The organism is Glutamicibacter sp. JL.03c, assembly GCF_025854375.1.
Taxonomy (GTDB): domain Bacteria; phylum Actinomycetota; class Actinomycetes; order Actinomycetales; family Micrococcaceae; genus Glutamicibacter.
This window is the reverse complement of the sequence record NZ_CP107575.1, coordinates 1,716,159-1,734,108: the sequence shown is the minus strand read 5'-3', so window position 1 is coordinate 1,734,108 and position 17,950 is coordinate 1,716,159. Positions and strand designations below refer to the sequence as shown.

Genomic DNA, 17,950 nt, shown 5'->3' with positions numbered 1-17,950 from the left:
AGCCGCTGCGAGGATCCAAAGGACCGTTAGTGGTCTACAGGCCGACCCCTCGTCGCGGAGTAGCTCTTGTCTGGCCCCACAAACTAAGCACAATTTTTGTCTAGGGGACACACCGAAATGCAGAACATGCAAAAATCTTCGAACATGCCGATCCACAAGTATGTTCCATTCCAGGATCAGATCGAAGTCAACCTGCCCGATCGCACCTGGCCTGACAAGTACATCACCAAGGCTCCACGCTGGTGCGCGGTCGACCTGCGCGACGGCAACCAGGCGCTGATCGACCCGATGAGCCCTGAGCGCAAGCACAAGATGTTCGACTTGCTGGTCCAGATGGGCTACAAGGAAATCGAAGTCGGCTTCCCATCGGCTTCCCAGACAGATTTCGACTTCGTGCGCCAGCTCATCGAACGCAACCGCATCCCCGAGGACGTCACCATCCAGGTGCTGACCCAGTCCCGCGAGCACCTGATCGAACGCACCTACCAGGCGCTGGAAGGCGCCAAGCAGGCCATCGTCCACCTGTACAACTCCACCTCGATTCTGCAGCGCGAAGTGGTCTTCCGCCAGGACGAGGACGGTATCGTGGACATCGCGGTCCAGGGCGCCCGGTTGTGCAAGAAGTACGAAGAGCAGATGACCGGCACCAAGATCACCTACGAGTACTCGCCAGAGTCCTACACTGGTACCGAGCTGGCTTTCGCCAAGCGCATCTCCGAAGCCGTGGCCGAAGTCCTGGAAGCCACGCCGGAGAACAAGATGATCTTGAACCTGCCAGCCACCGTTGAAATGGCCACCCCTAACGTCTACGCGGACTCCATTGAATGGATGCACCGCAACCTGGCCAACCGCGACTCGATCATCCTCTCGCTGCACCCGCATAACGACCGCGGCACCGGCGTCGCCGCAGCTGAGCTCGGCTACCTGGCCGGCGCCGACCGCATCGAAGGCTGCCTGTTCGGAAATGGCGAGCGTACCGGCAACGTCGACCTGATCACCCTGGGCATGAACCTGTTCGGCCAGGGCGTCGATCCGGAAATCGACTTCTCCGATATGGATCACATCCGCCGCACCGTCGAATACTGCAACCAGCTGCCGGTGCCGGAGCGCAGCCCGTACGGAGGCGATCTGGTCTTCACCGCCTTCTCTGGATCCCACCAGGATGCGATCAAGAAGGGCCTGGAGTCGATGGATGCCAAGGCCAGCGCTGAAGGCAAGGACATCAACGATCTGGTCTGGGCTGTCCCGTACCTGCCTATTGATCCAAAGGACATCGGCCGTTCCTACGAGGCCGTGATCCGCGTGAACTCGCAGTCCGGCAAGGGCGGCGTCGCCTACCTGCTGAAGAACGACTACAACTTGGACTTGCCGCGCCGCGCGCAGATCGAGTTCTCCGGCGTGATCCAGCGCAAGACCGATACCGAAGGCGGCGAGATCTCCTCGGAGCGCATCTGGAGTGTCTTCCAGGATGAGTACCTGCCAGCTCCCAAGGATTCCGGCTTGGAGCCATGGGGCTACTATGAGATCGCGTCTGCGACGGCCACTTCCGCTGAAGACGGCAGCTTCCAGCTGGATACCAAGCTGATTATCGACGGCATTGCCCATGAGCGCACTGCCCAGGGCAACGGCCCGCTCTCGGCACTGGTGAAGATGCTCAACGATGACGGTGTTGACCTGCGCGTGCTGGACTACACCGAGCACGCGATGAGCGAAGGCGGCAACGCGAGTGCTGCGGCCTTCGTTGAATGCGCCGTGGGTGACCGAATCCTGTGGGGCATCGGCATGGATACCAACACAAACATTGCCGCCCTGAAGGCTGTTGTTTCGGCCGTGAACCGTGCCATCCGTGACGCTGCCTGAATAATCCGATAAGCGGCGGAGCAGTGCGCGCTGTGGCTCAGACCAGGCCTGAACCACAGCGCGCACTGCTGTCTTAAAACACCACGACACCCATCGTCGCGCGGATTGCGCACTTTGAACGCAGTAGTGGGAGAATATTCTCCGTGTCCAGATCGGGTTTTGCCTCCAAGAGCTACCACACGCGTGGCCTGGTTTTGCGTACCCACAAACTGGGCGAGGCCGATCGCATCATCACCCTGCTAACTCCCAAGGGCATTGTTCGTGCCGTAGCCAAGGGAGTCCGCCGCACCTCCTCACGCTTGGGCGCGACCCTGGAACCATTCATGGAAGTCGAAGCCCTGCTGGTGATGGGACGGAACTTGGACATCGTGTCCCAAGCGCAACTTCGAAATTCCTACGGGCACCTCCTGGTGGCCGATTATCCAAGCTACACCGTAGCCAATGCCATGGCAGAGATTGCTGAAAAGCTGCTCGAAGCCGAAGGCGACTCTACCCAGCAGCAATACCGGCTATTCCACGGGGCCATCGCCCTGCTCTCCAAGCAGCGCGTGGATTCCGGTGCCGTCCTGGATTCCTATATCTTGCGGGCCCTGTCGGTAGCAGGCTGGGCCCCTTCGTTCACCGATTGCGTCAAGTGCGGCAAGCCCGGGCCGCATCAAGCTGTGCACATCCAGCTCGGTGGTGTCGTGTGTCCGGATTGCCGGCCATCTGGTTCCCTGTCTCCCCACCCGATCACGATTGAATACCTGCAAGCGCTGCTTGAAGGCGATTGGGCCATTGTGGCCGAGGCGGGACCTCGGGCGCGGAAGCAGGCCGCGGACATCGTGGCAAACTACTTGCAGTGGCACCTTGAGCGTGCAGTGAATTCCCTACGTCTCGTGGAGAGAAATTGAAGAAACTTCCGAAAATCACCGGCCGCCGCGGCCCCGTTGCGCCATTCGCCCATCCAGCGAATCCCCAAATGCCCTCCATCCCACGTGAACTCATTCCTGAACACGTGGCGATTGTGATGGATGGCAACGGACGCTGGGCCAACCAGCGCGGCTTGCCTCGCACCGAGGGCCACCGCGCTGGTGAGGCGGCCCTGCTCGACGTGATGGCCGGAGCGGTCGAGATGGGCATTAAATATGTGTCGGTTTATGCCTTCTCCACTGAAAATTGGAAGCGAAGCCCAGACGAGGTTCGCTTCCTGATGGGCTTTTCCCGTGATGTTCTCCGCCGCCAGCGCGATACCTTGAATTCCTGGGGCGTGCGCATTCGCTGGTCTGGTCGAGAACCCAAGCTATGGAAGTCCGTGATCAACGAACTGCGCGCTGCTGAGGACCTTACCGCAGCCAACCAGGGCTGCCAGCTGACAATGTGCGTCAACTACGGCGGACGCGCGGAAATCGGCGATGCGGTCAGCGCCATTGCCAAGGACGTCGCCGCGGGCAAGCTGCGTGCCAGCGCAGTGGGGGAGAAAACCGTTGCGAAGTATCTGCATGCCCCAGAGTTGCCAGACGTAGATCTATTCCTGCGCACGAGTGGTGAACAACGCACCAGCAATTTCCTGCTCTGGCAGTCGGCCTACGCAGAGATGGTCTTCCTCGACCAGCTCTGGCCCGACGTAGACCGGCGAACCCTTTTCACTGCCGTGGAGGAGTACGCCAAACGCGACCGCCGTTATGGTGGAGCAGTGGACAAGCCGCAGGCCTGAGCCTTATGCCCGGGCGCCGCGGATCATGCGCAACCATAATGCCAGATCGCGGTAGGCGGTAGCTCTGGCCGGCCCAGCCGAGGTGAAGACCTCGTGCATGGCTCCGGGGACTTCGCACAAAGTCACGAAGCTTCCCAGTTTTCCTGCACGGAGCCGGGTTTGCTGCACGTCGAGCACCGAATCGCAGTGCTGCATCTCTGGAGTGTAGCTCGTGCCGATACGCGTTTTGTCCGAAGTCATGACGAGGATCGGCACGTCGATGTCGAGCCCTTTCGCTACCAAGGCATGGCCCTCGAAGATGGTCTTGAGCCAGCCAGCAGTATTAGGAAACGCCAATCTCGGACGCCAGAGCCTGTGCACGTCCCATTCGCCATGGGCATGGGTGCTCAATGATTGCCAGTAGTGGTCGAACTCGGGACCCATGAGTTTGCGGCGCGGATTGGTGCGCGTGATCGCGTCCATGAGCCCATGTATAGGTATGCGCAAGAATGCTGTTCCCTGGAACTCCAGCCAAGGGGAGTTCAGAATTAGCGCTTTGATTTCAGGGGCGGTACGCGCGAGCCATAGGCTGAGGATCAGTCCGCCTGTCGAATGGCCTTGCGCAACTATGGGCAGGTGAGGGTGCTCCGATCTGATGACCTTCATCGCCGCGTCAAGATCCTCATCGAAGCTCGCCAAATCGTCAACATACCCTGGCAATTGGTGTTCTTCGCGAAGGCTCCTGCCATGCCGCCGCAGATCAATGGCGTAGAAATGGTAACCACGTGAGTGCCAGAAAGTGGCTAGTTCCCGGTTATAGAAATAGTCACTCCACCCATGGACACTGAGCACCACGCCTTCGGCCTTGCGTCCCAGCCGCTTCCGGAATCCTAGAGGACGGTAGCGAACCATGGTCGCGATCGCTGGCCCTTCGGCATCCATCCCGAAATCCAGAGTTTGCTGTTCAAAGCCCGGCCCCAAAAGATCTTGTATCCATTCACCGGCCGGCGTCGAAGACAGATAGTCAGGCCACGAGTCGCTTACCGGAATGATCTGCTCCTTCATATGTTGAATACTACCTATCTCAAGTTGTCTGTTTTGGGTCCTTCACGGGAAAATGAAATCATGCGCATATACCCATTGGTCTTCAAGCACGTATTCACCAAAATGGATCCTGAACAGGCTCATCATTTTGCTTTTAACGCCATCAAGGTTGCGCAGCGTGCCGGCCTGACTAAAGTGGCCCGCAAATTTTTCGCACCTTCTCCAAAACTGAAGCGTACGGTCATGGGCATTGAGTTCCCGTCACCTTTTGGTTTGGCAGCGGGTTTCGACAAGGGCGCTACCGGAATTGTCGCGCTCAGCGACATTGGTTTCGGCCACGTTGAAATCGGCACTGTCACCGGGCAAGCTCAGCCGGGCAATCCACAGCCCCGCCTTTTCCGACTCGTTGAAGATCGCGCAGTCATTAATCGCATGGGATTCAACAATGAAGGTGCCGAGCGCGTCGCTGCACGTGTTGCCACTGCACGCCAGCGGTTGAAGGGGGACTATTCGCAGACCCGGCCCGTCATCGGCGTGAACATCGGCAAGACCAAGGTGGTGGAGCTCGAGGACGCGGTGGGGGACTACTTGACCTCCACGCGCCAGCTGGCTATCCACGCGGATTACCTGGTGGTCAATGTATCCAGCCCGAACACCCCTGGTCTTCGGCTGCTGCAAAGCGTTGAATCCTTGCGTCCGCTGCTGACGGAAGTCGGCCAGCTTGCGGACAAGGTTTCCGGCCGCCATATTCCTTTGCTGGTCAAGATCGCGCCGGACCTCAGCGATGAGGACGTCGCCGACGTTGCGCAGCTGGCCATCGAGCTCGAGCTAGACGGGATCATCGCCACCAACACCACCATCGCCCGCGATGGGTTGACCAGCGACTCGGCCAAGGTCGAGGAAATTGGTGCAGGCGGATTGTCCGGGGCGCCACTGAAAGAGCGTTCCCTGGCTGTACTGCGCCAGTTGCGTTCTCTTGTTCCCGCGGAAATGGCGCTGATCGCCGTGGGCGGCGTGGAGAACGCGCAAGACGTCAAGGACCGCCTGGACGCAGGTGCAGATCTCGTTCAGGGATACACCGCATTCTTGTACGAAGGCCCATTCTGGGCACGCTGCATCAACAAGGGCTTGGAGCGCTTGCTCTAATCCAGTGGCTCAGGCCCACTGCCTACCCTCATGATGGTGGGGCAGGAGAACTCCAAGGTTCTCCAGCCCCACCTTTCGTTTACGTCCATACGAAAAACATCCATTCGAATCTGGGTCCGGCCTTGTAGAACCGTCAACAACCCCGAATGGAACTGGCTGGCAGTGGAGGACCTCCGCCAATCACCCTTTCCGAAACTCTCAATCATTCACGGCAATAAACATTGTAAACTTATCTACAAGCTTTAAATTGTGTTTTCATTGGTTCGCTGGCATAAGAAAAGGAGCAAACCCATCAGGGCTTGCTCCTTCTAAAAGCTATGGAGAATCAGTCGATCTTCGCTCCGCGCGCAACCTGCGGCTTTGGCAAGCGCAGCTTGCGGAACTGCATGCCACGCATCGCCGCATACATGCGAACACCACGCTCCATATGACCGAATTTGGCCACCAAGCGACGCTTCAACACGATCGACGTGAAGATGGCTTCGAGGATGATCAAGGCAATCACGACCCACAATGCCAGCTGGACGAACACCTGAACCTGCAGGTTCTTCTGGAAGACCAGCGAGACCACGAGGAAGGCCAAGATGATGAACATCATGAACTCGCCGAACATCCAACGAGCATCGATGAAATTGCGGGTGTAGCGCTTCTGCTCACCCTTATCGCGTGGCATCAGGTAGCGTTCGTCACCGGTTTCATTGGCAATGCGCAGGCGATTCTGAGCTTCAATGCGCTGCTGGCGCTCGGCCTCCTTGGCTGCCTTCCGATCCGTCGGAACCAGGGGTCGCTGACGGTTCGCCTGCTGCGCACTGCGCTTGGGCGTTGGCCCCGACTTGCGGCCGTCGGATGATTCCGATGCCTGCTCTACGGGCTGTACATTTACGGGGGATTGAGGTTCATCCTTCTTACGTCCAAACACCCCTCTATCCTAGCCGGAATTAGCTTGTCGCGTGACATTCGATACGCAATGAATTGCTAGGCTGAAACCATGAGCACAAATTCACTCTTCGACGCCGCCAAGAATGGCGTCGATATTTCAGCACTCAAGGGCCATATCGATGCGAACTTCGAGCGGATCCTCGAAGAACTCAAGGCCTTAGTCGCCATCCCAAGCATCGCCTGGGAATCCTTCGACCCGCAGAATCTTGAGAAGTCAGCCCAAGCCGTAGCTGAACTCGCCAAGAATGCCGGCATGGAAAGCGTTGATATCCTGCGCGAGCCAGCAGAAAACGGCGCAATGGGCGCGCCCGCCGTCGTGGCCCGCCGCAAGGCTGCCCCTGGCAAGCCGACCGTACTCTTGTACGCACACCACGACGTACAGCCTCCGGGCAATGCCGAGGATTGGAACACCCCAGTTTTCGAGGCAACACAAATCGGCGAGCGACTCTTTGGCCGAGGCGCGGCAGACGACAAAGCTGGAATCATGGTTCACATTGCCGCATTGCGCGCCGTCTTGGATCTTGTCTCGGACTTCGGGGTCGGCGTCACTTACTTCTTCGAGGGGGAGGAGGAAGCAGGATCACCGTCATTCCGCAACTTCCTCGAAGCGCATCAGGACAAGCTTGCTGCCGATGTCATCGTTGTCGCTGATTCCAGCAACTGGGCCGTTGGCACCCCAGCGCTGACCAGCTCGCTCCGTGGCATGTGCGCGGCGGAAATCACTGTTCGCTCGCTGAAGCATGCGGTCCATTCGGGAATGTTCGGCGGCCCGGTCCTGGATTCCCCCTTGCTTGCAGCAAAGCTCATATCGACATTCCACAATGAGGATGGCTCTGTTGCCATCAAGGGCCTTGTTGCCAGTGATTCCGCCGAAGTCGACTTCGACGAGGCCCAATTCCGCAATGATTCCGGGGTCCTTGATTCCTTCAACTTGGCGGGAACCGGGAAAATCACCGATCGCTTATGGAATAAACCAGCTCTGAGCGTCATTGGAATGGATATCCCTAACGTTGACCAGTCGTCGAATACCCTGATTCCTCGAACGAGATTCAAGGTTTCGATGCGGCTAGCACCGGGACAGGATCCGGCCAAGGCACTGCAAGCGCTGGAGGAGCATGTGAATGGAGTGGATCTGCGCGGTGCGAAGGTAGATTTCCGGGCCACCGAAGCTGGAAATGCCTACAAGGCCAATTTGGATGCTTCGGCGAACGACGCCGCACGCTGGGCACTTGAACAGGCCTGGGGAGTTGCACCAGTGAATATGGGGCTGGGTGGGTCGATTCCATTCATCGCTGACTTGCTGGAGGTCTTCCCACAAGCTCAGATCCTTGTGACCGGTGTTGAAGATCCAGATTCACGAGCCCACTCAGCCAATGAATCGTTGCATCTGGGCGACTTCAAGCATGCAATTGAAGCTGAGGCGCTGTTGCTGGCCAGGTTCAACGCCGAAGGACTATGAGGCGTGTCATATGCCGTGACACAGGGGGAGAAATCCTAGCGGTTGCGACGTAGGATAGTAGCAAGAACAGGGGCGAATCCTCGGAGTTAATTTGAGGCTGAAGCCACAACGAGCAGTATGGGAGGAAATCATGACTGCAGCTGTTGAGCAAACCAAGGGTGACCCAAGCGAGTTGCCAACCCACGAGGTAAACATTTCCGATGTGGCCGCCGAAAAGGTGCGTTCGCTGTTGGAACAGGAAGGTCGCGACGACTTGCGTCTGCGCATCGCCGTGCAGCCAGGCGGTTGCTCGGGCCTGATTTACCAGCTTTATTTCGATGAGCGCATGCTCGAGGGAGACGCTGTTCGGAACTTCGACGGCGTAGAGGTCATCGTCGACAAGATGAGCGTTCCTTACCTTGCTGGCGCTTCGATCGACTTCGAAGACACCATTTCGAAGCAGGGCTTCACCATCGACAACCCTTCGGCTTCCGGCTCCTGCGCCTGCGGAGATTCCTTCCACTAGGAACCACTAGGCCCAAGGGAACTAACGCCGCTGTTCAAACGTTGAAGAAATTTCTCGTTAGAACAGCGGCGTTTTTCGGCATTCTGACCCCGAAGAGGGTAAGCTCTACGTTAAGTAGTAAAACTATGTTTCCCTTCGTGAGCCACCTCACCGTGCAACTCGTTAAACCACGAGGTGACTTATGAAGACCACATTCTGCACCAACAAAGAGGAAGGGCCGTCTGTGAGTTCGCAAGACCGAACCGGCAGTCGCGGGTCTGCTAAAGCCAAAGTTCTGGCTTTAGTCGGCACTGGCGCGCTGCTGTTGACGGGATGTTCAGCGGAGGCTAAACGCGGTTGGCTCCCAAACGTGGAGCGTGACACCACTAACCACACTGCTGCAATCCAGGATTTCTGGGTTCACTCGTGGATCGCCGTGGTTGTCATCGGTATTTTGACTTGGGGCTTGATGCTTTGGTGCATCATCGCCTACCGTCGCCGCAAGACCGACACCGGTTACCCACGCCAGCTGAGCTACAACATGCCATTGGAGATCTTCTACACGGCCATTCCTTTGGTCCTTGTTCTAGTCTTCTTTAGCTTCAACAACACCCTGGAAAAGAGCATCAACAAGCCTGTTGATTCCGAGGTCGTAGTAGACGTTCGAGCCAAGCAGTGGTCTTGGGACTTCAACTACACCTACCAGGGCACTGAGAAGCATTTCGCCGGCACCCAGGCCCACTTGCACACCGATGGCTCGGAAGGCGCTCGCGAAGAACTGCCTACCTTGTACTTGCCAGCAGGCAAGTCGGTACAGCTGGATCTGAACAGCCGCGATGTCATCCACTCGTTCTGGGTCCCAGCCTTCTTGCAGAAGCTGGACATGATCCCGGGCAAGACCAACCACATCTACCTGACTCCCCAGGTTGAAGGTAGCTATGACGGAAAGTGCGCCGAGCTTTGCGGCGAGTACCACTCCGAAATGCTCTTCAACGTGAAGGTCGTCAGCGACGCAGAGTTCAAGGCTCAGCTCGCCAAGATGGACGATGGACACATCGGCGAAGAATACGACCGCCAGCCGGACACGGTTAACGGTGTAGTAGTAGAGCACGGGGAAGGAGAGTAATCACGATGACTACGTTTGAATACGCAACTGACGACGTCAAGTCGATTGCCCCAGCCGTGGTGCCGAAGTCGAAGGGTCGCCTTTTCGTCGACTACATCACTTCGACCGACCACAAGAAGATCGGGTACATGTACCTGATCACTTCGTTCGTCATGTTCTGCATTGGTGGCGTCATGGCGCTGCTGATACGTGCAGAGCTGTTCGAACCAGGTATGCAGATCCTGCAGACCAAGGAACAGTACAACCAGCTGTTCACTATGCACGGCACCGTCATGCTGCTGATGTTCGCAACCCCGCTCTTCGCTGGCTTCGCAAACGTCATGATGCCATTGCAGATCGGCTCCCCGGATGTGGCCTTCCCACGTCTGAACGCGCTGGCTTTCTGGTTCTTCGCCATGGGCTCCGTTATCGCTCTGGCCGGCTACCTCACCCCGCAGGGTGCAGCTAGCTTCGGTTGGTTCGCATACGCTCCGCTGTCGAACACCACCTTCTCGCCAGGTGTCGGTGGAGACCTCTGGGTCTTCGGTCTGGCACTGTCGGGCTTCGGTACCATTCTGGGTGCCGTTAACTTCATCACCACGATCATCTGCCTGCGTGCCCCTGGCATGACCATGTGGCGCATGTCGATCTTCTCGTGGAACACCTTGATCACCTCGTTGCTGGTCCTGATGGCTTTCCCGCCGCTGGCAGCTGCGCTGTTCGCACTGGGTGCTGATCGCCGCTTTGGTGCACACATCTTCGACCCGGAGAACGGTGGTGCCGTCCTGTGGCAGCACCTGTTCTGGTTCTTCGGACACCCTGAGGTTTACATCATCGCGCTGCCGTTCTTCGGTATCGTCTCGGAGATCTTCCCGGTCTTCAGCCGCAAGCCGATCTTCGGCTACAAGGGTCTGGTCTTCGCGACCATCTCGATCGCTGCGCTGTCGGTATCCGTGTGGGCTCACCACATGTACGTCACCGGCTCGGTCATGCTCCCGTTCTTCGGCTTCATGACCATGCTGATCGCAGTGCCAACCGGTGTGAAGTTCTTCAACTGGATCGGTACCCTGTGGCGCGGCTCGATTACCTTCGAAACCCCAATGCTGTGGAGCATCGGCTTCATGATCACCTTCTTGTTCGGTGGTTTGACCGGTATTATCCTCTCCGCTCCTGCACTGGACTTCCACGTATCTGACTCCTACTTCGTGGTGGCACACTTCCACTACGTGGTCTTCGGTACCGTGGTATTCGCCATGTTCGCCGGCTTCTACTTCTGGTGGCCAAAATGGACCGGCAAGATGCTCAACGAGCGTCTGGGCAAGATCCACTTCTGGATGCTGTTCACCGGCTTCCACGGAACGTTCCTGATCCAGCACTGGCTGGGCGTCATGGGTATGCCACGTCGTTACGCCGACTACATGCCTGAAGATGGCTTCACCACCATGAACCAGGTTTCGACCGTCTTCGCGTTCATCTTGGGCGCATCGATGATTCCGTTCTTCTGGAACGTATGGACCACCTTCCGCTACGGCAAGAAGGTTGAAGTTGATGATCCATGGGGCTTCGGCGCCTCGCTGGAATGGGCTACCTCTTGCCCGCCACCACGCCACAACTTCCACTCGATTCCTCGCATCCGTTCGGAGCGTCCAGCTTTGGATCTGCACCACCCGGAACTGAGCGGTCGCGTTACCCCAGAATCTCCGGTTGCAAAGATCTTTGGCCCTGCTGATCAGAAGGACCTGTAAAGATGAAAATTGAATCCTGGATCTTCCTCGGTGGCGTCTTCTTCTTCGCCCCTATCGCCGTGATCTACGGTTACATGACCAACTGGAGCGAATGGGTTGGCTTCCTGGCATTGCTGATGCTGGTAGGCCTGTCCGCAATGGTTGGCTGGTACTTGCTGTTCACCGCCAAGCGGATCGGCCCTCGCCCAGAGGACCGTGTTGACGGTGAAATCCACGAGAACGCCGGCGACATCGGAATGTTCTCGCCATGGAGCTGGTGGCCACTGGTACTGGCCGGCTCCGCTGCAATCGCTTTCCTGGGCATTGCAGTTGGCTGGTGGGTCTTCTACATCGGAGCAGGACTTTCCGTTGTAGGCCTGGTTGGCTGGGTTTACGAATACAGCCGTGGAGACCACGCACACTAAGCAGTGCTCCTAATGGGGTGACAAGCAATTGGCTTGTCACCCCATTAGTCTTTTAATAGCAGTAGGGCCAAAGCGAAATGCCGGCCCTGAACCAGCCGAGGAGATCAACCCATGCGCCACGCACCCCAGCCAAAGGTCGAGGCGTACCTTGATCCAGCGAGCAAGCAAAGCAAGTACCGGCAGATCCGTGAGATCCTCAAAACCCACGCCCGAGAAGCCTGCAAACCTGGCTACAAGCTCCCGCCAGAACGAGAACTCGCCGAACATTTCGGGGTGGCCCGCAAAACCATCCGTCAGGCAATTGACGCGCTGGTCGACGAACAGGTGCTCAAGCGGGTAGTCGGCATCGGCACTTTCGTGGTCCCCGAGAAACTCGACTTGCGGGTCAGGCTGCATTCCTACTCCGAGGACATGATGCGCCGTGGCATGGTTCCGGACGCGCACGTTCTGGAGTTTGCCGAGATCAAGGCCAATGCTAACCTCGCCCTGCAGCTCATGGTGGAGGAGGGGACGCAAGTAGTGCAGTTCAAACGCCTGCTGCTGGCCGATGGAACCCCGATGAGCTTGGATGAGAACTACATGCCGGCAGATCTGGTCCCCGGCTTCGTAGACGCGGAACCACCGTCCAAGCTCTACCAAGCCCTACACGAGCGCTATGGCATACTTCTGGAGTGGGGCGAGGATCAGGTCGAAAGCACGGCCGCAAGCAAGAGCCAGGCCCATTTACTGGGCGTTGAACCAGGGTTCCCGTTGCTACAGATCACGCGCTACGCCTATATCGGCGAACGGCTGGCCGACTACTCGGTCTCGCTCTACCGCTCGGACCGCTACAAGCTCTTTGTCCCGCTGCAACGTGTTGGCACTCGTACGCCGCGCTACACAGAGGCGTTTTAGGACCACGCCAGCGTGGCAGTTGCGCTGCCGGCAGTGCTGGCGGACAGATATTAGTCTCAAGTTGGCGTGCGGTGCCGGCCCTATTCGCTTTAGGCGTCGGTTACCACGCTGAAAACGCCTACACCAGCATGAAAAATGCCGGGCGAACCACTGTGGCCCACCCGGCAGCATGCCGTGTTCCCTGATTACGCAAATGACTCCGTGAGGACCGGATTCCACGTTCGACCAACCCGTGTCTTGCCAGGCGGCTTCCACCGGCTTGCAACTCAGGTTGATGGCTGCCCACCCGATTTTGGAGGTCCGGCCCAATGCGCAAGGTCTGCTGACGATCTCCGGCTGTTCTATGCGCAGCCTACATCGCAACTGATTCCAAAGAAGCAGCCACACCGAGATCCACCAGCTTCCACGCCGTTGGCGCCACATAGGAGCGCTTAGAACTTAATTTGCCACTCCTTGGGCGCAATGGGCATTCTCGGCGTTCTCACGGCTGTTTGAGGGCCCTGCAGGATCGGCGATGGATTGGAGTCGGTTTCCGCCCTGATTCCGCAGGGGAGTAGGTTCGCGTGAAGACTCCGCACAGCAACTTAAATAGAACAGGGACACACCGTGGTGTGTCCCTGTTCTAGTGACTAACGCGAATCGGAATTACTTCTCGATCGAGTCCTGCTTGTCACCCTCGACCTCATGGTGACCGTGGGCAGCATGGGCTGCTTCCAGTTCCGATGGGGTTACCGGGGCGACGCGATCTTCGAAGAAGAACTTCGAGATCATTGCGCGGCGCTTCTCCGAACCGGAGATGTGGCCAGCGGCGTCAGGCTCTGCTGGGATGTACTGGCGATCCTCGAAGTTGGTCAAGAGGTAGCGCTTGTAAACGTCGACCTCTTCGTGCTTCTCGGTGAAGCCGCCTTCTGGCGACATCTGGATGATGCCGGCTTCGCGGCCGTGCAGGACGATCTCGCGATCCTTGCGCTGCAGCGACAGGCAGATGCGGCGGGTCAGCCAGAAGCCCAGGATTGGGCCGAGGAAGAACAGCGCACGCAACCAGTAAGTGACGTCATTCAGTGCCACGTGGAAGTGCGTCGCGATCAAGTCAGAGGATGCAGCTGCCCACATCACGCTGTAGAAGATCACGCCGGCGACACCCATAGCGGTACGGAATGGAGCGTTACGCGGACGATCGAGCAAGTGATGCTCGCGGTTGTCCTTGGTGACCCAACGCTCGATCCATGGCCACGCGAACATGACCGCGAACAGCGCGCCTGCAGGCACCAGAGCTGGGAGCAGAACCGAGAGAACCAGAGTGTTGGTGCCCCATGGGAATGGAATGTTCCATTCGAAGCTGAAGTTGCCAAGAACACCTGGCATCAAACGCAGGGCGCCATCAACGAATCCGATGTACCAGTCCGGCTGGGTACCAGCCGAAACAGGGGATGGGTCGTACGGGCCGTAGTTCCAGATTGGGTTGATCTGGAACAGGCCTGCGATGAAAGCAACGATGCCGAAGACGATGAAGAAGAATCCACCGGCCTTTGCCGCGTAGACCGGGCCGACAGGGAAGCCAACAACATTGTCGTTGGTGCGGCCTGGGCCTGGGTACTGGGTGTGCTTGTGGGTCACAACCATGAACAGGTGAACAACGATCAGCAGGATGATCACTGCAGGCACAATCATGATGTGCAGCGAGTACAGCCGCTGGATTACGTGCTCGCCCGGGAACTCGCCACCGAAGAAGAACATCGAGAGGTAGGTACCGACGATGGGCAGTGCCTTCATGACGCCGTCGATAATGCGCAGGCCGTTACCGGAGAGCAGATCATCTGGCAGGGAGTAGCCGGTGAAGCCAGCAGCCAGACCCATGATCAGCAGAACGCCACCGACAACCCAGTTCAATTCACGTGGGCGACGGAATGCACCGGTGAAGAAGACACGAAGCATGTGAACCGACAGCGATGCAATGAAGAGCAGTGCCGACCAGTGGTGGACCTGACGCATGAACAGGCCGCCGCGCACGTCGAACGAGATGTCCATGGTCGAAGCCATGGCGGTCGACATGCCCAGACCCTTCATCGGAACGTACGAACCGTTGTAGGTCACGTGCGCCATCGATGGATCGAAGAAGAAGGTCAGGAAGGTACCGGAGAGCAGCAACAGCACAAAGGTGTACATCGCTACTTCACCGAACATGAAGGACCAGTGGTCAGGGAAGATCTTGCGACCGAATTCCTTGACAATGGCCGAAGCGCCAACGCGTGAATCCACGAAGTTGGCGATACGACCGGTGGAGGTCGTTGCCTGGTATTCGTTAGCAGTCGTCATGATTAACCACGCTCCCAATAGGCTGGGCCGACAGGCTCATGGAAGTCGCTCTGGGCGACCAGGTAGCCTTCGGAGTCCACGGTAATTGGCAGCTGTGGAAGTGCGTGACCAGCTGGGCCGAAGATGACCTTGCATTCCTGAGTCAAGTCGAAGGTCGACTGGTGGCAAGGGCACAGCAGGTGGTGCGTGTGCTGCTCGTACAGCGCGATCGGGCAACCAACGTGGGTGCAGATCTTGGAGTAGGCGACGATGCCGTCGACGTTCCAGTCTTCGCGGCCCTCGGAGATGTTCATTTCTGCTGGATCCATACGCATCAGCAGAACAACGGCCTTGGCCTTCTCGTTCAGCGGGTTCTCGGTTTCGTTGATGCCCTCTGGGACAACGTGGAAAGCGGAGCCGATCTGGACATCCGAAGCCTTGATCGGGGTGCCGGATGGATCGCGGGTCAAACGGATGCCCGTGTCCCACATGGTGTGGCGCAGGGAATCAATCATCTGGTTCGCGGTCTTACCGGTGCGATCCAGATCGCGGAACATGAAGATTGCCGGAATCGGGGCCAAGGCGATGGCACCGATCAGGGTGTTGCGGATCAGCGGACGACGCTTGATACCGGATTCTTCAAGAACGGTATCTACGATCTCGACTGCATCCTGGCGGTCTTCTTCCGAGCGGATCTCGTGGCGCATTTCCATGAGCTCGTGATCCGGCATCAGCGTCTTTGCCCAGTGAACAATACCTACACCGATACCGAGCATCGCGAATGCGGTGCCCAGGCCCAGTGCAGCGTTCTGCACACGCAGTTCAGCGAAAGACATCTCGCCCAGGCGGCCCAGGACGAAGTAGGCCACGAAGAAGAAGAGCGTGCCGATGATGGAGATGGTAAATAGGAGCGCTACTTGACGCTCATGTCGCTTGGCTGCGCGCGGATCGCGGTCTGCGAGACGCGGACGATGGGGTGGCAAGCCCGGATCGGGGAAACGATCCTGAGCTACATCGTCAGCCTTAGCAACGGTGCCCGAGTTTTCGGGACTGCCGTGACTATGGTCGCCCATGTTTCTCTCTCATCCTTCTGTTAGGAATTTATGTACGTAGTGATGGTTACGGCCTATGCCGTGGTTTGCCTTAGGAAGGACGCGAGGTCAACCAAATGGTGAAGGCGATGATGATGCCCAGACCTGCGGTCCAGGTGAACAGGCCTTCAGCAACTGGACCCAGCGAGCCCAGGGCTGCACCGCCAGCGGAACCATTAGCTTCAATGGTCTTCAGGAAGGTGATCACGTCACGCTTCTCATCTGGGGTGATGTTCGAGTCGTTGAACACTGGCATGTTCTGTGGGCCGGTAGCCATCGCTTCGTAGATGTGCTTCTCGGTTACGCCGGTCAAGGTCGGAGCGAACTTGCCTCGGGTCAAAGCACCACCGGCTGCTGCCGCGTTGTGGCACATTGCGCAGTTCACGCGGAAGACGGTTCCACCGTGAGCTGCATCGCCCTTGGTGGTGTCGAGGTATTCCTCATCCGGGATCGCTGGACCTGCACCCAGGCTGGCAACATATGCAGCCAACTGGGAGATCTGCTTGTCGTCGAACTGAACTGGCTTGACCTGGGCCTGAGGGCCCTGCATCTGCATTGGCATACGGCCGGTACCGACCTGGAAGTCAACAGATGCGGCGCCAACGCCAATCAGCGAAGGACCGGAGTCCGAACCTTCAGCGTGCATGCCGTGGCAAGTAGCGCAGTTCGCGACGAAAAGCTTCTGACCTTCGTCAACATCGGTCTGCGATGCTGCGGTGGTCTCAGCGGCCTTCGCTTCGCTGATGTTTCCTGCTGCGGTGTAGAGACTGCCGGTAATCAGCAATCCAAACAGAAGCAGGGCCACAGCGGCGAGCGGGTGGCGGCGCTTTTTCGAAAGAGCCTTCACTTGCTGGTTCCTCACTTAGTTTCTTTGGTGTGGTGTTGCCGTACTTCTCGTTGTGGCAACTAATGACTAAAAGTTGCTACTTCAGGAAGTAGATGATCGCAAACAGCGCGATCCAAACAACGTCAACGAAGTGCCAGTAGTAGGACACAACGATGGAACCCGTTGCTTCGAAGTGGCCAAACTTCTTAGCCAGCATTGCACGACCAATGATCAGCAGGAATGCAATCAGGCCACCGGTGACGTGAATGCCGTGGAAGCCGGTGGTCATGTAGAAGGCCGAAGCGTAGGAGTTCGAGTTCAGTGCTACGCCCTCGTGAACGAGGGTGACGTATTCATAAGCCTGGACCGAGACGAAGATGGCGCCAAGGATGAAGGTAAGAATGAACCATTCGATCATTCCCCATTCCTTGAAGTTGAACAGTCCACCGGAACGGCGAGGCTTGAATTCTTCAGCACGGAACACACCAAGCTGGCACGAGAACGAGCTGGAAACCAGAATCAGGGTGTTAACCAGCGCAAACGGCACGTTAAGTTTGGCAGTTTCAGTCGCCCATAGTTCGGGCGCGGCAGCCCGGAGGCTGAAATACATGGCGAAGAGGGCGGCGAAGAACATGAGCTCGCTGGAGAGCCACACCATCGTTCCCACCGACACCATGTTTGGGCGGTTCGGCGCATGAGGCGCCGTCGTATTTGGGGCATGAGTCGCAGTTGTCACACTGACATTATGTCTCTAAATGCCCCTCAGATACCAATGCAGAAAGGCGTTGTCGGAGGTTTTTTGCGCCACATATCGACAACAACCGCGGAAACACGCGGAAGTACGTAGAAAACTCTTTCTACAATTCGTAGAGCTTGATTCGGCGAGTCGAGCGAAACATTCATTTATGCAACATTCCTGTGCCCTATTTATCCCCAGAAATACTAGGTTTTTAGCGACTTGTGACACATCAATCGATGACATG

The 17,950-nt window shown here is 57.7% G+C and carries 16 protein-coding genes; 10 read left to right on the top strand and 6 right to left on the bottom strand.

Going from position 1 to position 17,950, the window contains the following annotated elements:
* The first annotated feature begins 117 nt into the window (after window positions 1-117).
* From leuA to OF385_RS07955, 3 genes are all read left to right on the top strand, one after another.
* Entirely contained in the window at window positions 118-1,860 is a 1,743-nt protein-coding gene (leuA, locus tag OF385_RS07965) for a 2-isopropylmalate synthase (RefSeq protein WP_264277779.1), read from the top strand.
* Window positions 1,861-2,003: 143 nt separating this feature from the next.
* Window positions 2,004-2,753, top strand: coding sequence for a DNA repair protein RecO (recO, locus tag OF385_RS07960; RefSeq protein ID WP_264277778.1), 750 nt, complete (start codon window positions 2,004-2,006; stop codon window positions 2,751-2,753).
* Window positions 2,754-2,821: 68 nt separating this feature from the next.
* A complete protein-coding gene (locus OF385_RS07955; protein WP_264277777.1) occupies window positions 2,822-3,556 on the top strand; it encodes an isoprenyl transferase in 735 nt (244 codons plus the stop codon).
* A 3-nt stretch (window positions 3,557-3,559) separates the two neighbouring features.
* On the opposite strand, the gene OF385_RS07950 is transcribed toward OF385_RS07955, so the two are convergent.
* A complete protein-coding gene (locus tag OF385_RS07950) occupies window positions 3,560-4,600 on the bottom strand; it encodes an alpha/beta hydrolase (RefSeq protein ID WP_264277776.1) in 1,041 nt (346 codons plus the stop codon).
* A 60-nt stretch (window positions 4,601-4,660) separates the two neighbouring features.
* Here OF385_RS07950 and OF385_RS07945 point away from each other — a divergent pair, with 60 nt between their 5' ends.
* Complete coding sequence (locus OF385_RS07945) at window positions 4,661-5,725, top strand: quinone-dependent dihydroorotate dehydrogenase (protein WP_264277775.1); 1,065 nt, start codon at window positions 4,661-4,663, stop codon at window positions 5,723-5,725.
* A gap of 325 nt (window positions 5,726-6,050) precedes the next feature.
* On the opposite strand, the gene OF385_RS07940 is transcribed toward OF385_RS07945, so the two are convergent.
* Window positions 6,051-6,644: a DUF3043 domain-containing protein gene (locus OF385_RS07940; protein ID WP_264277774.1), complete on the bottom strand. Its 594-nt coding sequence runs from the start codon at window positions 6,642-6,644 to the stop codon at window positions 6,051-6,053.
* Between the two features lie 69 nt (window positions 6,645-6,713).
* On the opposite strand from OF385_RS07940, the gene OF385_RS07935 reads away from it, so the two are divergent.
* The 6 genes from OF385_RS07935 (at window position 6,714) to OF385_RS07910 (ending at window position 12,755) form a co-directional block, all read left to right on the top strand.
* Complete coding sequence (locus OF385_RS07935) at window positions 6,714-8,123, top strand: dipeptidase (protein ID WP_264277773.1); 1,410 nt, start codon at window positions 6,714-6,716, stop codon at window positions 8,121-8,123.
* Between the two features lie 130 nt (window positions 8,124-8,253).
* Window positions 8,254-8,628 carry a HesB/IscA family protein gene (locus OF385_RS07930; RefSeq protein WP_264277772.1) on the top strand — a complete coding sequence of 125 codons (375 nt, stop codon included), beginning with the start codon at window positions 8,254-8,256 and terminating at the stop codon, window positions 8,626-8,628.
* A 181-nt stretch (window positions 8,629-8,809) separates the two neighbouring features.
* A complete protein-coding gene (coxB, locus tag OF385_RS07925) occupies window positions 8,810-9,733 on the top strand; it encodes a cytochrome c oxidase subunit II (protein ID WP_264277771.1) in 924 nt (307 codons plus the stop codon).
* A gap of 5 nt (window positions 9,734-9,738) precedes the next feature.
* Window positions 9,739-11,457, top strand: coding sequence for a cytochrome c oxidase subunit I (ctaD, locus tag OF385_RS07920; protein WP_264277770.1), 1,719 nt, complete (start codon window positions 9,739-9,741; stop codon window positions 11,455-11,457).
* 2 nt (window positions 11,458-11,459) lie between these two features.
* Entirely contained in the window at window positions 11,460-11,861 is a 402-nt protein-coding gene (locus OF385_RS07915; protein WP_022875140.1) for a cytochrome c oxidase subunit 4, read from the top strand.
* Between the two features lie 111 nt (window positions 11,862-11,972).
* Window positions 11,973-12,755 (top strand): GntR family transcriptional regulator, encoded by a 783-nt coding sequence (locus tag OF385_RS07910; protein WP_264277769.1) that lies wholly within the window; start codon window positions 11,973-11,975, stop codon window positions 12,753-12,755.
* Between the two features lie 645 nt (window positions 12,756-13,400).
* Here the strand turns inward: OF385_RS07910 and OF385_RS07905 are convergent.
* The 4 genes from OF385_RS07905 to OF385_RS07890 form a co-directional block, all read right to left on the bottom strand.
* Complete coding sequence (locus OF385_RS07905; RefSeq protein WP_022875138.1) at window positions 13,401-15,071, bottom strand: cytochrome b; 1,671 nt, start codon at window positions 15,069-15,071, stop codon at window positions 13,401-13,403.
* A gap of 2 nt (window positions 15,072-15,073) precedes the next feature.
* Window positions 15,074-16,123 (bottom strand): ubiquinol-cytochrome c reductase iron-sulfur subunit, encoded by a 1,050-nt coding sequence (locus tag OF385_RS07900; protein WP_264277768.1) that lies wholly within the window; start codon window positions 16,121-16,123, stop codon window positions 15,074-15,076.
* A 70-nt stretch (window positions 16,124-16,193) separates the two neighbouring features.
* Window positions 16,194-16,988 carry a c-type cytochrome gene (locus OF385_RS07895; protein ID WP_061952133.1) on the bottom strand — a complete coding sequence of 265 codons (795 nt, stop codon included), beginning with the start codon at window positions 16,986-16,988 and terminating at the stop codon, window positions 16,194-16,196.
* Between the two features lie 76 nt (window positions 16,989-17,064).
* On the bottom strand, window positions 17,065-17,703 hold the full coding sequence (locus tag OF385_RS07890) for a heme-copper oxidase subunit III (RefSeq protein WP_022875135.1): 639 nt from the start codon (window positions 17,701-17,703) through the stop codon (window positions 17,065-17,067).
* Window positions 17,704-17,950 lie beyond the last annotated feature (247 nt).

Coding starts and splice junctions, on each gene's coding strand:
- leuA (WP_264277779.1), top strand. CDS start 118: ATGCAGAACATGCAAAAATCTTCGAACATGCCGATCCACAAGTATGTT.
- OF385_RS07955 (WP_264277777.1), top strand. CDS start 2,822: ATGCCCTCCATCCCACGTGAACTCATTCCTGAACACGTGGCGATTGTG.
- OF385_RS07950 (WP_264277776.1), bottom strand. CDS start 4,600: ATGAAGGAGCAGATCATTCCGGTAAGCGACTCGTGGCCTGACTATCTG.
- OF385_RS07945 (WP_264277775.1), top strand. CDS start 4,661: ATGCGCATATACCCATTGGTCTTCAAGCACGTATTCACCAAAATGGAT.
- OF385_RS07935 (WP_264277773.1), top strand. CDS start 6,714: ATGAGCACAAATTCACTCTTCGACGCCGCCAAGAATGGCGTCGATATT.
- OF385_RS07930 (WP_264277772.1), top strand. CDS start 8,254: ATGACTGCAGCTGTTGAGCAAACCAAGGGTGACCCAAGCGAGTTGCCA.
- coxB (WP_264277771.1), top strand. CDS start 8,810: ATGAAGACCACATTCTGCACCAACAAAGAGGAAGGGCCGTCTGTGAGT.
- ctaD (WP_264277770.1), top strand. CDS start 9,739: ATGACTACGTTTGAATACGCAACTGACGACGTCAAGTCGATTGCCCCA.
- OF385_RS07915 (WP_022875140.1), top strand. CDS start 11,460: ATGAAAATTGAATCCTGGATCTTCCTCGGTGGCGTCTTCTTCTTCGCC.
- OF385_RS07910 (WP_264277769.1), top strand. CDS start 11,973: ATGCGCCACGCACCCCAGCCAAAGGTCGAGGCGTACCTTGATCCAGCG.
- OF385_RS07905 (WP_022875138.1), bottom strand. CDS start 15,071: ATGACGACTGCTAACGAATACCAGGCAACGACCTCCACCGGTCGTATC.
- OF385_RS07900 (WP_264277768.1), bottom strand. CDS start 16,123: ATGGGCGACCATAGTCACGGCAGTCCCGAAAACTCGGGCACCGTTGCT.